The sequence below is a fragment of the Thermoanaerobacter sp. A7A genome (genome assembly GCF_000445185.1).
Lineage (GTDB): Bacteria > Bacillota > Thermoanaerobacteria > Thermoanaerobacterales > Thermoanaerobacteraceae > Thermoanaerobacter.
In genome coordinates, this window is record NZ_AVAF01000050.1 from 13,585 (window position 1) to 28,720 (window position 15,136).

13 protein-coding genes are annotated in these 15,136 nt (G+C 33.4%); 11 read left to right on the plus strand and 2 right to left on the minus strand.

Annotated features, from left to right (window positions below; genetic code table 11):
- Window positions 1–12: 12 nt before the first annotated feature.
- A complete protein-coding gene (locus M663_RS0103215; protein WP_029687899.1) occupies window positions 13–870 on the minus strand; it encodes an N-acetylmuramoyl-L-alanine amidase in 858 nt (285 codons plus the stop codon).
- A gap of 179 nt (window positions 871–1,049) precedes the next feature.
- Between M663_RS0103215 and M663_RS0103220 the strand changes: the two genes are divergently transcribed.
- Window positions 1,050–1,688: a coenzyme F420-0:L-glutamate ligase gene (locus M663_RS0103220; protein ID WP_029687900.1), complete on the plus strand. Its 639-nt coding sequence runs from the start codon at window positions 1,050–1,052 to the stop codon at window positions 1,686–1,688.
- Between the two features lie 147 nt (window positions 1,689–1,835).
- On the opposite strand, the gene M663_RS0103230 is transcribed toward M663_RS0103220, so the two are convergent.
- Window positions 1,836–2,474: a DUF1614 domain-containing protein gene (locus tag M663_RS0103230; RefSeq protein ID WP_029687901.1), complete on the minus strand. Its 639-nt coding sequence runs from the start codon at window positions 2,472–2,474 to the stop codon at window positions 1,836–1,838.
- Between the two features lie 153 nt (window positions 2,475–2,627).
- Between M663_RS0103230 and M663_RS0103235 the strand changes: the two genes are divergently transcribed.
- The 10 genes from M663_RS0103235 (at window position 2,628) to ptsP (ending at window position 15,061) form a co-directional block, all read left to right on the plus strand.
- Complete coding sequence (locus M663_RS0103235) at window positions 2,628–2,843, plus strand: DUF896 domain-containing protein (protein WP_029687902.1); 216 nt, start codon at window positions 2,628–2,630, stop codon at window positions 2,841–2,843.
- A gap of 20 nt (window positions 2,844–2,863) precedes the next feature.
- The gene (locus M663_RS0103240; protein WP_029687903.1) at window positions 2,864–4,291 is read left to right on the plus strand and encodes an aspartate aminotransferase family protein; all 1,428 of its coding nucleotides are present in this window, start codon (window positions 2,864–2,866) and stop codon (window positions 4,289–4,291) included.
- A 21-nt stretch (window positions 4,292–4,312) separates the two neighbouring features.
- Window positions 4,313–4,798, plus strand: a complete 486-nt coding sequence (locus M663_RS0103245) for a thioredoxin family protein (protein ID WP_029687904.1) — start codon at window positions 4,313–4,315, stop codon at window positions 4,796–4,798.
- Between the two features lie 178 nt (window positions 4,799–4,976).
- On the plus strand, window positions 4,977–7,157 hold the full coding sequence (locus M663_RS0103250) for an adenosylcobalamin-dependent ribonucleoside-diphosphate reductase (protein WP_029687905.1): 2,181 nt from the start codon (window positions 4,977–4,979) through the stop codon (window positions 7,155–7,157).
- Window positions 7,158–7,415: 258 nt separating this feature from the next.
- On the plus strand, window positions 7,416–9,080 hold the full coding sequence (locus tag M663_RS0103255) for a sensor domain-containing diguanylate cyclase (RefSeq protein ID WP_029687906.1): 1,665 nt from the start codon (window positions 7,416–7,418) through the stop codon (window positions 9,078–9,080).
- Between the two features lie 220 nt (window positions 9,081–9,300).
- Complete coding sequence (locus M663_RS0103260; protein ID WP_029687907.1) at window positions 9,301–11,259, plus strand: BglG family transcription antiterminator; 1,959 nt, start codon at window positions 9,301–9,303, stop codon at window positions 11,257–11,259.
- Window positions 11,246–11,695, plus strand: a complete 450-nt coding sequence (locus M663_RS0103265) for a PTS sugar transporter subunit IIA (protein ID WP_029687908.1) — start codon at window positions 11,246–11,248, stop codon at window positions 11,693–11,695. The genes M663_RS0103260 and M663_RS0103265 overlap by 14 nt, the downstream gene beginning before the upstream one ends.
- A 41-nt stretch (window positions 11,696–11,736) precedes the next feature.
- A complete protein-coding gene (locus M663_RS0103270) occupies window positions 11,737–12,783 on the plus strand; it encodes a PTS fructose transporter subunit IIC (RefSeq protein ID WP_029687909.1) in 1,047 nt (348 codons plus the stop codon).
- 64 nt (window positions 12,784–12,847) lie between these two features.
- Window positions 12,848–13,159 (plus strand): PTS fructose transporter subunit IIB, encoded by a 312-nt coding sequence (locus tag M663_RS0103275; protein WP_003868415.1) that lies wholly within the window; start codon window positions 12,848–12,850, stop codon window positions 13,157–13,159.
- 180 nt (window positions 13,160–13,339) lie between these two features.
- The gene (ptsP, locus tag M663_RS0103280; RefSeq protein WP_029687910.1) at window positions 13,340–15,061 is read left to right on the plus strand and encodes a phosphoenolpyruvate--protein phosphotransferase; all 1,722 of its coding nucleotides are present in this window, start codon (window positions 13,340–13,342) and stop codon (window positions 15,059–15,061) included.
- Window positions 15,062–15,136: the final 75 nt, after the last annotated feature.

The window sequence follows — 15,136 nt, forward strand, 5'->3', positions numbered from 1 at the left end:
CCCTTTTTTATTTTATTCAGCATAAAATTTTACTAAGCCGTTAAATATAGCTTGAGCAACTTTACTTCTGTAATCTAAGTCTCTCAAATGGGCATCATCAAGTCTTATATTTTCCATTGCAGGTACTACACCAATAGGTATTACATTCTCTTTATAATTATAGGATTTTGGGTAAATACCAAGGTTGTCAAGTTGAAGTTTACGAGACATAGACTCGTTTATGTATTTTGCAAGTTTTAAAGATTTTTCATTTCTATCTGAATAATATACCTTAAATCTACTTTCTTTTTTTAAAGAAGTTTCTGTAAATATATCTATAAGAATTCCTTCTTCCAATTTTTCTAAATCTTCTTCTTGAGGGGACTTTTCCCATGAAAGTCTACTTTGTGCCCCACATGTCGTGAGCAAAAAATGGAGTTTTTTTGCTATTGCCATCATTGGTATATGATGAAGAAGACCGGTGGGACTTGTAGTTTTTTCTTTAAATCCTGGATTAATCAATATTTTTTTTTCTTTCAATATCTCTGATAATGGTTTTCTACTTATATAGAGCTTAAATTTTGCTGGAATACCTTCAATAATTTCAATTTCAAAATCTGTTTGAAAGTCAAATGCTATTTCTGCAACTATTTGTTGTTCTATGGCTTTTATTTCTACATGAGAGATTATTCCATCTAAAACATTATATTTCCCTTCTGGCATGTTTAAAGGGGTAGTTTCAAAAATGATTTGTAGTGAGGTGCTTTGCTTTTCTACATGATATGTTGGTACTTTTAGTGAAAACTCAAATACAATAAGACTTTTAAGATTTTTTATTGATTCATTGCTGGAAGTAGAATCAATTTTTAAATTTGTCAATTTGTTTAACATTTTTATCCTCTCCAATTGTTAAAATTAGATTAAAAAACATAAATGTGAAATAATTGTGATGAATTTGTGATATAATTGTGATGAAAGACAAATATATTTTACCACAACAAGAAAAAAATAAAAGATATTTACTAAAAATTTTATTATTACAATTTTTAGGATATTTGGAGGCAAAATTTATGTATGCAAAAATACCAATAAAAACCCATATTATAACTGAAAAAGATGATATAGTAGAAGTTGTGTACAATTACACAAAAGATATAGCAGAGCCAGGAGATTTAATATCAATTGCAGAAAGCGTTGTAGCTATAACACAAGGTAGGGCATATCTTCCCGAAGATATAAAGCCAGGGATCCTTGCAAAGGTACTGTGTAAGTTTACCGACAGGAATGGAAGTCTTACTTCTCCTCAAGCAATGCAATGTGCTATCAACGAAGTGGGATGGTTTAGGATTTTGATTGCTTCTATTATAGGAGGGCTAGGCAAGCTATTGGGTAGAAAAGGGTGGTTTTTTATTATAGCTGGGAGAAAAGTTGCTTTAATCGACGACATTGCAGGAACAATGCCCCCTTATCATAGATACATAGTGTTGGGACCTAAAGACCCTGATGCAGTTTGCGAAAGGATAAAAGAGAAAACGGGAGTTGATGCAGTTATAATCGATGCAAATGATTTGCAGCGTGCTGATTGCATTGGTGCCTCCAAAGGGGTTGATAAAAAATTCGTAGAAAGCTTATTTATCGATAACCCATCAGGTAATGCTGAGCAGCAAACTCCTATTGTAGTTATAAAAAATTACAAGGAATTTGAATAATTGGTGTGTTTTTTATTTTTGACAATATGTGTTATAATAATTGTAAAAAATAGGGAGTTTAAATATATAATAAAGCTTAAAGAAATAACAGAATGGTTTAATAAGTATTTAAAGTGATAAATACCCTACTGTGTAAGTAGGGTATTTTTAAGCTAATAAAGCTGCTACTACACCTACTAAAAAAATTCCATCAAATATACCTGCTCCCCCTATGCTTATAGCATGAGAGTTTAGGTCTTTAAAATGAGGCAAATTTAAAAGATCTGCTCCGATTAATGTGCCTAAAACTCCAGAGATGTATGCTACAGGAGCTGCATTATTATGAGATAGCAAAATTGCTGCAGCAGCTGCTACAAGAGGTGGTATAAAGGCAGGAAGTGAAATACCTACTCCTGGCACAGGTTTAGCTAATGCTTTGGCAACAGCTGTGACTATTATAGTAGCTATTATCGTAGGAATTAGAGGGGTTCTTTGCATGAGGTATATACTGAATAGCACAGGAATGATGGCACCCCCTACATTAACAGCAATTATTTGTTCTCTTACTCTTGGAGGATAGTAGAAAAGAAAAGGAAAAAATATCTCTTCTTCATCATGTACTATAAATTTTTTGCGAGATATAGGAATATTGATTACACTTCCTATTAAAGATAAGCTAAAAAGAAAAACTGCCATTTGAGGAGATAACCCTAATTTCGCAAAAGAAAAAGTAGCTGCTTGTATGAAAAATACAAATATTAAAAAGGGGAACAATAATATTAGAAAAAATATCCAAATTAAAGGCATTACAAAAACCTCCTTAAATATTTGCCGCTATATTGTTATAATATCATAAAAGTGATAGTCCTATCCATTACTTTATAAAAATTCTTTTGTTTTTTGGAAAAAAGGAATATAATATATTTGTCAAAGTCAAAATTTCTTCAACGAGGTGGAGAGATGATAATGAGAGAGATGATAGATAGAATAAATTTCCTTTATTACAAATCACAAACAGAAGGTTTAACAGAAGAGGAAAAAGAAGAGCAGAAAAGGCTGAGGCAAGAATATGTGAAAGAAATAAAAGAGAGAGTAAGAAGAGAATTAGAAAGTATTAAATATGCTGAAAATGGCTGCGAACATTGTGGTCATGACCATCATCACCATAGACATTAAAAATAAAGGAGAGATGAAAAATGTATGAAGGTACAAACGGGAAAGTGAAGGAGGATATTCCGGAATATATAACTTTAGAAGAAGCACTTACATTAAACAAAAATCAAGTCAGAGAAAATTACAAAGAATATATAAATTCAGTTTTTGTATCCATGCTTTCAATGCTTCAGTTTGATAAACTTTTTGTAAGAGCTAAAGGAGTTTCAGTATGGGATAATGAAGGAAATGAGTATTATGATTTTTTAGGAGGTTATGGTGCTTTAAATTTAGGGCATAACCCCGATGAGGTCATCGAAGCTGTAGAAAAAGTAAAAGATATGCCTAACATACTACAAGCTGCTATAGGAAATTTGCCGGGTGTTCTTGCTCATAATCTTGCAAAAGTGACACCAGGAAATCTTAAAAGGAGTTTTTTTTGTAACAGTGGTGCAGAAGCAGTAGAAGGTGCTTTAAAACTTGCTAAAATTGCCTCTGGAAAGCACAAAATAGTTTATTGCCAAAACTCTTTTCACGGTAAATCGATGGGTGCCCTTTCAGTGACAGGGCGAGAAAAATATCAAAAGTATTTTAAACCACTTGTGCCAGAGACAGTTCCTATTCCATTTGGAGATGAAAAAGCTTTGGAGGAAACTTTGAAAGGTAGAGACGTTGCTGCTTTTATAGTAGAGCCTATCCAAGGGGAAGGTGGAGTTATCGTTCCACCTGAGGGATATTTGCAAAAAGTGCGGGAATTGTGCACTAAATACGATGCTTATTTAATATTAGATGAGGTTCAAACTGGCTTTGGAAGAACAGGAAAAATGTTTGCATGTGAGCACGAAGGAGTAGTTCCTGACATAATGTGCCTTGCTAAGTCTTTAGGTGGAGGAGTTATGCCTATTGGCGCCTACATAACTAGGGAAGAAATATGGCAAAAAGCTTATGGGAGCATGGAAAAAGCTCTTTTGCATACTTCTACTTTTGGCGGAAATACTTATGCGTGTGCTGCTGCAATTGCTTCAATACAAGCTATTATAGAGAAAAAACTTCTTGATGCTGCAAAAGAAAAAGGTGAATACTTTTTAGGTCGACTGAAAGAATTGAAGGAAAAACATCCCAAACTTATAAAAGATGTAAGAGGAAAAGGACTTTTGATAGGAATAGAATTTAATCAACCAGAAGGAGGACTTCTTGACAAGATTTCTGGAGGTGCTATTTCAAAGCTTTCAAGTGAATACATGGGTTCTTTGATTGCGGGAGAACTTCAAAATAAGCATCGAATTATAACAGCCTACACTTTGAATAATCCAAATGTAATAAGATTAGAGCCTCCTTTGATTGTGACAAAAGAACAAATTGATAAAGTTGTAGATGCTTTAGATGAAATTCTTACAAGAAATAGTAGCTTCTTAGGGATTACTGTCTCGGGAGCAAAAACTGTTTTAGGATCGTTATTTAAAAGGCAGTAAATTGAAAGAGGTGAATTAACTTTGAAAGAATTGTTTGAAAAAGGGATAACTTTTGAGGAATTTGTAAAAGAATCGGAGGAAGATATTGCTAAAAGAATAAAAGAGAGATATGAAAAGACAGTCTTAGATGAAGAGTTGATAGAGAAAATAAAATTTAAAGATGAGATAAATATTTTGGCATTTGCTGAGAGTTGGTGTCCTGATTCTCAAGTTAATGTGCCTATAGTTGCAAAAATCGCAAGTTATAATAAAAATTTTAAACTGAGAATTTTAAAAAGAGAAGGTAACGAAGAGCACATGAAACCTTATTATATAGATGGCAAAGCTAAAATACCCACTTTTGTATTTATGAATAAAGATTTTAAAGAAATTGGTCATTGGATTGAAAGGCCTGAAATAGTAAAAGAACTTGCAAAAAGTGGAGAAGGAGAGTGGAAAAGAGATTATCTTAAAGGGAAATATGATAAAAACATAATTGAGGAAATTATTAATATTTTGTCCCGGTAAGTGTGCCGTCTTTTTAAATTCATTTAATTTATTAAGCTTTTGAACGAAAATTAATAGTAAAGGGAGATAATAAAGTTAATCGGATAGTTTTGGAGGTTGCAAAATCCCCAATAAAATGTATAATTTAATAAATGATACACAAAATATTGTGGTTTTACATAAGAGGAGGAATTATATTATGCTTCCAATTTGGAATGAGCAAAGAGAAAAAGTGTTTCTTGACAGGTATGCTTTGAAAGACAAAGAAGGAAAGCCGATTGAGAAAAAACCGGAAGAAATGTTTAGAAGAGTTGCCAAAGCTATTGCTACGAATAAAAGAGAAGAAGAGATGTTTTACAAAGTGATGAGTGAATGGAAATTTATACCTGGAGGTAGAATACTTGCGGGGGCGGGGACTGGCAGAGAGGTTACCTACTTTAATTGCTTTGTGATACCTGTTGAAGCGAATGATCCTAAAAAGGGTAATGACAGCCGAGCAGCTATAATGGATACTATAGCTAAAATGCTGGAAATTAACTCGCGAGGTGGAGGTGTTGGTATTAATTGGAGCACACTAAGACCTCGTGGGGCATATGTAAAGGGAGTAGGTGGTACCTCATCAGGAGCTGTAAGCTGGATGTTGGCTGCAAATGAAGTAGCTACCCAAGTTGAACAGGGGGGAAGTCGCAGAGCAGCTTTAATGTTTATGCTTTGGGACTGGCACCCTGATATTGAAGAATTCATTAAAGTTAAGAAGGATTTAACAAAAATGCAGCAAGCAAATCTCTCTGTTGCTGTGTCAGATGCATTTATGGAAGCAGTAGCGCATGACAAAGTATGGAAGCTTGAGTTTCCAGATACCTCTCATCCTAATTACGATGCTGAGTGGAGAGGTGACTTAACTGAATGGAAGTCTAAAGGGTATCCAACTATAGTTTACAAGGAAATTCCGGCGAGAGAGCTGTGGAATAAAATTGTTACTGCTGCCTGGGAATCGGCAGAGCCGGGAGTAGTATTTTTAGAAAGGTATAATAAATTTAGCAATACATATTATGTTGCGAAGATAATCTCCACAAATCCATGTGGGGAGCTGGGTTTGGAGCCTTACGGAGTATGCAATTTGGGAGCTATAAACTTAGTTGCTTTTGTGGAAAATGGCAAAATTAATTTTACCGATCTTGAAGAGACAGTAAAAATTGCGGTTAGATTTTTAGATAATGTGCTGGATTCAGGAGCTTATGTACTACCACAAAATAAAGAAATGGCTCAAAAATTACGCAAAATAGGACTTGGAATTATGGGACTTGCCGATGCATTGATACTTATGGATTTGAAATATGGCAGTGAAAATGCTCTTAAAGTGACAGAACAAATAGCTTCTACTATTAGAAATGCTGCATATAAAGCTTCTGTGGAACTTGCAAAAGAGAGAGGAGCATTTCCTGAATTTGTTGTAGAAAAATATTTAAAATCACAATTTGTAAAAAGTTTACCAAACGAAATAAGAGAGGAAATTGCAACATATGGGATACGGAATGCAACTATTTTGACTCAAGCTCCTACAGGTACAACTTCTATTCTTACAGGGGTGAGTTCTGGCATAGAGCCAAATTTTGCAAAAGAGTATATAAGGCAAGATAGAACTGGTACCCATACTATAAAACATTGGCTTGCTGATTATCCAGCCTTTGTAAGTGCCCATGAAATAACTCCTGAAGAACACGTGAAAATGCAAGCTGTTTTACAAAAATATGTTGATTCAAGCATATCAAAGACCATAAATTTACCGAATTCTGCTACAATTGATGATATAGATAAAATTTATAGATTGGCTTATGAATTGGGATGTAAAGGCATTACAGTATATAGGGATGGTTCTAGAGAAGGAGTTTTAGTTACTGATATAAAATCAAAAGAAAAGACACAGATAACAGAAAGACCTCCTGTATTAAAAGGAGTTACTAAACGCATAGAAACTCCATTAGGGCGTGCATATGTCACGATTAATTTTATAGATGAGAAGCCGTTTGAGGTATTTGTAAATATTGGGCGTGCTGGTTCTGATGTAGCGGCTTTTACAGAAGCAATTGCAAGATTAATTTCCTTAGCTTTGCGCGGTGGAGTAGCAATTGAAGAAATTACTGAACAGTTAATAGGAATTGGTGGTGCAACAGCAATTGGTTTTGGGGAAAATAGGGTTATGTCAGTTCCTGATGCTATAGGCAAGGCCTTAACAAATGGGTATCAACCACAAAATAATGGTAATGGAATTAAATCTTCTACTACTCACGTTGATATTTGTCCTGCTTGCGGTATGGCAACATTTGTGTATACAGAAGGTTGTAAAACATGCCTAAATTGTGGATATTCTGAATGCTAATGAAAAATATTTTATCAATTTAATTTTTGGATTATAGTTTAAAGAACCTCTTTCAATATTTTGAAGAGGTTCTAATTTATTTTTTGAATTAATATACATAATTCGACATATTATGATGGGGATTTGTGGTACAATTGGCTCTGATAAATAAATGTGAACAATTTTATAAATCTTATTTTATAAATCTTATCAGTCCAAGAAGGATTTTTGAAATAAATGTAGAATACTAATATGATTCGGAAAAACGAGGGGATTAGTATGGGGAAGTACAGGGAACTGGTTTTTAATATAACCTTAATTACAATAGGAAGTATATTATTTGTGTGGGCACTTTACCACTGTGGTATTGGAATTGATTGGAGAGTCTTTTTGATTTTATTAGCTTTCGCAATAATTTTGGATAATCTTGGCATAATGTATACAGATATAAAATTATCTTTAAGCCCTACAATAGGAATAACTACTTTTTTGATTTTTGGCACGGTTGGAGCGGCTACTCTCATGGTATCCTCTGTTATGTTTGATACTATTGTAGTAAGAAAAAAGATAAAAAATGGGCTTTTAAATGGAGGAATGTTTTCTATTGCATATTTAGTGGCAGGATGGTTTTATGAATTCATAGGTGGAAAAATTGGCATAGTTTCTTTTTCGCAAGTTAAATATATTTTAAGTTACGTCATAATAAGTTTCCTTTTGAATAATTTTATACTGTACTATGCTTTAAAAGTACAGGGGAAGATTTTGTTTAAAGAGTATTGGAATGAGAGTGTATTATTAGAGTTAGGTACTTATATAGTTATGATTCCTGTTTCATTACTTCTTGCATATATTTATTTTAAACATAGCCTTCTGTTTTTTGTGTTATCTTTAACTCCACTTATATTCATAGCATATGCTTTTAGGATGATTAGAGATTTGATTAAGGCAAATAAAAGGCTTAACGCTATATATGAGATGGTTAAAATGATAAATTCGAAGTTAGAGTTGGAGCAAATATTAGATACTATTATAGAAGTTATTTCTCAAGTTGTTTCAGTATCTGCAGCAGCAATATATTTGACAGATTCTAATGGGGTAGCTGCTTTAGTAAAATCGATAGGTAATAGAGAGGGAGAGGAAGGCTTTAAAGAAAATTACTTCAAAGATGAGGGAATAATAGGAAAGTGCATATCTTCTAACAAAACAATAGCAATTAAGGATTTAAAGCAGGATAAAAGATTTTTAAAAGAACAATTTTTAAATAACTATGGCAGTGTAGTAGTAGCTCCTTTAAGGTTTTCGGGATCTGTCATTGGATGTCTTATGGTGTTGCATGTAGAGACAAATGTGTTTGATGAGGATTCTGTTAAAATCATAGAGATAATCGTAGATCAAGCTTCTGTTGCGATAACCAATGCTAAACGATATTATGAAGTCACCAAAAAATCTATTACTGATCCTTTAACAAAGACTTATAATAGAAGATATTTTAATGATGCATTAATGGAAAATATTATGAGGGCAGATGAGACTAGTGAGCCTGTGAGCCTTATAATGTTTGATTTGGATAATTTTAAACTGATAAATGATACTTATGGCCATTTAGTTGGAGATGAAGTACTTAAGGAAGTGGCAAAACGGATAAAAAACAATGTGAGAAGTGATGATATTGTAGCGCGATTTGGTGGAGAAGAATTTGCAGTGATTTTGCCGAAACTTACTGCAGAACAAGCCTATATGATTGCAGAGAGGATAAGAAATGAAGTATTATCAAGGCCAATTAGGACAGATAAAGGAGATATATATGTAACCATAACGGGTGGAGTAGCAGATTATCCGGAAAAGGCTGATTCTGCAGAAAAACTTATAAGCCATGCAGATAGAGCTTTATATGCAGGTGGCAAAAGTAAAGGAAGAAACAAAATTGCCATATATGAAGTGTGAAAAAGGCTTAAAGAAAAGACTGGGAGAATATTTTCCTGGTCTTTTTTGTTTTATCTCTTGATTTGAATAATTAATAAAGTTTTACCACATTAATAAGGCATAAAAAGTTACACTTAAATTCCTTGAAAATAAACGTTTTTTAGGTATAATATTAATCGAAAGCTGAAATAAATTTGTTAATATAGTTACCACATTAAATGTGGTAAAAGGGTGATTAATTATGGATAGGATACTTGAGATTATAAATATGCTTTTAAATAGCGAACAGCCACTTACGGTTGATTATATCGCAAATACACTGAAAGTATCGAATAAAACAATAAGGAATGATTTAAAAAAAGCTGAAGAATTTGTACAACAAAAAGGCGTAAAAATTATCAAAAAACCAAGAGTAGGTATTGTACTAGAGGGGCCTAGAAATAAAAAGCTTGAGCTTGTTGATGAGATTAAAAAGAGTTTAGACTTTGAAGAACCTTTTTCGCCTGAAGCAAGAAAAAACTACATTTTAAAGCGATTGTTTATGAGTAAAGGAAGTGTAACTACAAAAGAACTAGCGGAGGAACTTTATGTAAGTAGGGTTACAATACACAAAGACTTACAAAGTGTTGAAAAATGGCTTAACAAATTTAATCTAAAACTTCTAAAAAAACCTAACTATGGCATTGAAGTGGTAGGCGATGAAGAGAATTGGCGAAATGCAGTGGCAAGCTTAATTGTTTCAACTAAAGAACAAAAAGAATTAAAAGAATTTTTATATAATGATTACACTGGTAGGATAGATTATAGAACATTAATGCAATTAAGGGAACTTTTTGATATTGATTACAAGCAACTTGAAAAAATAGTTAGTAATGCTGAATCAAAACTCAAATTTAGATTTTCGGATGAAGCTTTTATAAGTTTGGTTATACATGTAGCTATTTCTATCGAAAGACTAAAGCATAAAAAAGATGTTAAATTATCAAAGGCGGTCTTAAATAATCTAAAGCAAAAAGATGAATATGTGATAGCTCAACAGATGGCGAAAGAGATTGAAGAGAAATTCAATGTAGTTCTTTCTGAATCAGAAATAGGATATATTGTATTGCATATCATTGGTACTAAAATGCAGCAAAATAAAATTGAAGATGTGAATTTAGAGTTGGAAGATGAAGAAAGTATTGAGCTAGCGGTTATTATGTCAAAAGAAATTATAAATATTGCTGAAAGGGCATTATCTCTTGATTTAAGCAATGATAAGCAATTGTTAAATGGTTTGATACTACATTTAAGACCAACTATAAATAGGCTCAAGTATGGTTTAACACTAAGAAATCCACTATTAAACGATATTAAAGAGAATTATCCTGAAATATATGGGGTTGCATGGATGACAAGTGTTGTGTTTGAGAAGTATTTAGGTAAAAAAGTTGCAGAAGAGGAAATAGGTTATATTGCACTACATTTAGGTGCTGCAGTTGAACGAGCTAAAAAACCACTTAAAGCCCTGGTTGTTTGTACAACTGGCATTGGAACAGCACAACTTCTTGCGGCAAGGCTTGAGAAATCTTTTAAACAGATAGAAATAAAAGACATAGTTTCTTCTGTTTCGCTACATGAGAGCATCTTAAATGACATAGATATAGTTATCTCTACTGTACCTATTGAGATAAATAAACCTTTTATAAATATAAGTCCTTTATTAACTCAAAATGATATAAAGCGGCTTGATGAATTTATACAGGCTCTAAATAAAAGATCTAATTTAATCGATACGCAGTTACTTGATGTTGACGGTATTTACCTAAAAAAAGAAGATTTATTAAATAAGGTATGTATGGAGTTGCATAAAAAAGGATATGTAAAGGAGGAATATATTCAAGATGTTATAACCAGAGAAAAAATAGCTTCTACTGCTATAGGAAATGGTATTGCAATTCCACATGGTTTACCAGAACATGTTAATAAATCAGTTTTTACAGTGGTAAGACTAAAAAATCCTATAGCTTGGGATGAAGAAAAGGTAGATATGTTATTTATGATATCTTTAACTCAAAGTGATATAGCAAAATCCAGGTATATATTTAGAAAATTATATAATAAACTTGAATCACCGGAATTTGTAGAAAATATAAAAAAAGCAAAAAACAGAGAAGAAATTATAAAGTTATTGGAGGTAATTTACGATGCTGATAAATAAAAATCTTGTTACACTAAATCTTGAGGCAAAAAACAAAGAAGAGGCAATTATAAAATTGGCGGAATTGGCGCAAAAAGAAGGGAAAATAACTTCTGTAGAGGAGTATGCGAGAAGTGTGTTTGATAGAGAAAAAGCATATACAACGGGGGTGGGGAATGGAATCGCGATACCACATGGAAAATCAAAAGCTGTAAAGGAGGCGATGATAGTATTTGGTAAAACAACTGATGGAATAGAATGGGATTCATTAGATGGCAAACCTGTCAATTTAATTTTTCTCTTAGGGGTGCCTGAAGAAAATGTGGATAATGTTCATCTTAAGATATTGTCACAGTTATCACGAAAATTAATGAATGATAGTTTTATTGAAATGCTAAAAAAAGCAGTAACTGTCGAGGAAATTTTAAATGCTTTAAGTGATATCCAAGTAAGTTAAAAATAAACAAAAATAAAATAGATAAGGAGGATAAAAATACGATGAAGGAAGAATTAAAAAGGATTAGAGAATATTTAATGACAGGCGTATCTTACATGATACCTATAGTTGTCATAGGTGGTGTTTTAATAGCTTTTTCAATTGCATTAAGTGGTGTGCAGGCTGGTAAAGGTGCAGTTGTTACAAATCCAGTGTTAAAAAGTATGATGGATATTGGTACAGCTTCTTTTTCAATGATGGTGCCAGTTCTTGCAGGATTTATAGCTTTTGGAATAGCTGATAGACCTGGACTTGCTCCTGGACTTGTTGGTGGAGTGCTTGCAAACCAGTTGAAGGCAGGTTTTTTAGGTGGAATTATTGCAGGTTTTATCGCAGGATATGTTGCAAGGTGGATAAAGAGTTGGAGAGTTCCTAAGAATTTAAGACCTATAATGCCGATTTTTGTAATCCCGTTGTTATCAGCACTTATTGTAGGTTTTCTTATGATATATGTACTCGGTAATCCTATAAGCAGTGCAATGACAGCTATGACAAATTGGTTAAAATCCATGAGTACAGGAAATGCTGTGATTTTAGCAATGATAATGGGTGCGATGATAGCTTTCGATATGGGAGGGCCTGTAAACAAAGTTGCATTCTTATTTGCTGCAGCAATGATAGGAGAAGGCGTATATACAATTATGGGACCAGTAGCAGTAGCAATATGCATTCCCCCGCTTGGGATGGGTGTTGCTACATTGTTAGCACCCAACAAGTACACTAAAGCAGAAAAGGAAGCAGGATATGGTGCACTTGCGATGGGTATGATTGGTATTACAGAGGGTGCTATACCTTTTGCTGCAGCCGATCCATTAAGAGTAATACCATCTATAATGGTAGGCTCATCTATAGGTGCTGCGGTAGCAGCAATAGGGAAGGTTGGAGACCATGCACCACATGGTGGACCTATTGTGTTGCCGGTTGTAGATAATAAAATCATGTTTATAGTAGCTGTACTAATAGGTATTGCGGTTACTGCATTAATGGTAAATGCATTAAAAAAACCTGTTATTGAAGAAGTTGAAGATGAGAGTGAAGTTGCTGAGTAAAACTAAAAATAGTTTCAAGATTATGTAAATAATTTACAAAATTTTATAGAAAGAGGGATGGAATATGAAAATAGTTGCAGTTACAGCTTGTCCTACAGGTATTGCTCATACCTATATGGCGGCTGAAGCATTAGAGAATGCAGCAAAAAAACTTGGGCACAAAATTAAAGTTGAAACGCAAGGTTCAATTGGCATAGAGAATAAAATAACTCAGAAGGAAGTTGATGAAGCAGATCTTGTTATTTTCGCAGCAGATGTAGCAGTTAAAGAAGAATCTCGATTTAAAGATAAGCCCATCTATAAAGTTGAAGCTCAAAAAGCTATAAAAAACGCTAAAGCTGTTATTGAAGAAGCATTAAAATTGGTTAATAAATAAAGAACTGATTGTTGAGTCAGGAAAGGGATTGCCTTTCCTGATTTTGCTTTTGCGGCTATCTAAAAAATGATTTGTCAAATTTGCTTTATTTTTTTATTTTATTATTGTGCAAAAGTTTCACACTGGGACGAAAACTATGTTATAATAGACGTTAGAAGTAATTTTAAGGAGGGTTAACAAATGCTAAAAGGAGTTGCGGCATCCCCGGGGATAGCAATCGGGAAGGTTTTTTTATATACTAAAGAAAAAGCAGAAATCAACATGAAAAACATAGATGAATCAAAAGTAGAGTACGAAATTGAAAGGTTTAAGAAAGCTTTAGTAGTGACGAAGGAGCAAATACAAAAAATTAAAGAAGATGCATTAAAAGAATTTGGGAAGGACAAGGCAGAAATTTTTGAGGCACATTTAATGCTAGCAAGTGACCCCGAACTTATTGAAGGGGTAGAAAGTATGATTAAGGCTGAACTTATAACTGCTGATAATGCGGTAAATAAAGTAATTGAACAAAATGCTTCTGTAATGGAAAGTTTAAATGATGAATATTTAAAAGAAAGAGCTGTAGATTTAAGGGATGTAGGAAACCGTATAATAAATAATCTTTTAGGAGTAAAAAGCACCAGCCTTTCTGAACTTGAGGAACAAGTGGTAGTTATAGCCAGAGACTTAACCCCTTCAGATACAGCTACCATGAAAAAAGAAATGGTTTTAGGATTTGCTACAGATGTAGGCGGAAGAACTTCTCATACAGCTATAATGGCACGTTCCTTAGAAATTCCTGCTGTAGTAGGATTGGGCGATGTTACCTTTCAAGTTAATAATGGAGATACCATAATAGTAGATGGGTTGGAAGGAGTTGTCATTGTAAATCCTGACGAAAATACAATAAACGAATATAAGGCTAAAAAAGAGAATTATGATAAAAAGGTGGAGAAATTGAAGAAATTAAAAGATTTGCCTGCAATAACTCCAGATGGCAAAAAAGTCATGTTAGCGGCAAATATAGGAACTCCAAAAGATGTAAAAAGTGCGCTGGCCAATGGAGCAGAAGGGGTTGGACTTTTTAGAACTGAATTCTTATACATGGATAGAACTACTCTTCCTACAGAAGAAGAGCAATTTGAAGCCTACAAAGAAGTTGCAGAAAAAATGGAAGGAAGGCCTGTTACCATAAGAACACTGGATATAGGAGGAGATAAGGAACTTCCTTATCTTGATATGCCTAAAGAGATGAATCCTTTTTTGGGATATAGGGCTATAAGGCTTTGCTTGGATAGGACAGACATATTTAAGACCCAATTACGAGCAATTTTAAGAGCAAGTGCTTATGGAAATATTCACATAATGTATCCTATGATATCTTCTATAGAAGATGTAAGAAAAGCAAATATCGTTTTAAATGAAGTAAAAGCTGAGCTTGATAGAGAAGGCATAAAGTATGACAAAAACATAAAAGTAGGTATAATGGTAGAAATACCTTCTGCTGCAGTGACTGCAGACATATTAGCTAAAGAAGTGGACTTCTTTAGCATAGGAACTAATGACCTGACGCAGTATACTCTTGCTGTTGACAGAATGAATGAACACGTAAAAGATTATTATCAGCCGTTTAATCCAGCTATTTTAAGGCTTATAAAGTTTGTGATCGATGCGGCTCACAAAGAAGGAAAATTTGCGGCTATGTGCGGTGAAATGGCGGGAGATCCTTTAGCTACGGTTATATTGTTAGGACTTGGCTTAGACGAATTTTCTATGAGTGCATCTTCAATACCTACAGTTAAAAATATCATCAGAAATGTGGAATATGAAAGAGCAAAAGAAATAGCGGAAAGGGTGCTAAATATTGCTGAGGCAGAAAAGATACAAAAAATGATGGAGGATATGATTAAAAATATTGATTAAGTCTCTGGCGTTTTGCCAGAGATTTTTTATTTAAAAAAAATATCAAAAAAAATAAAGGAAAATTTCAAAATGTAT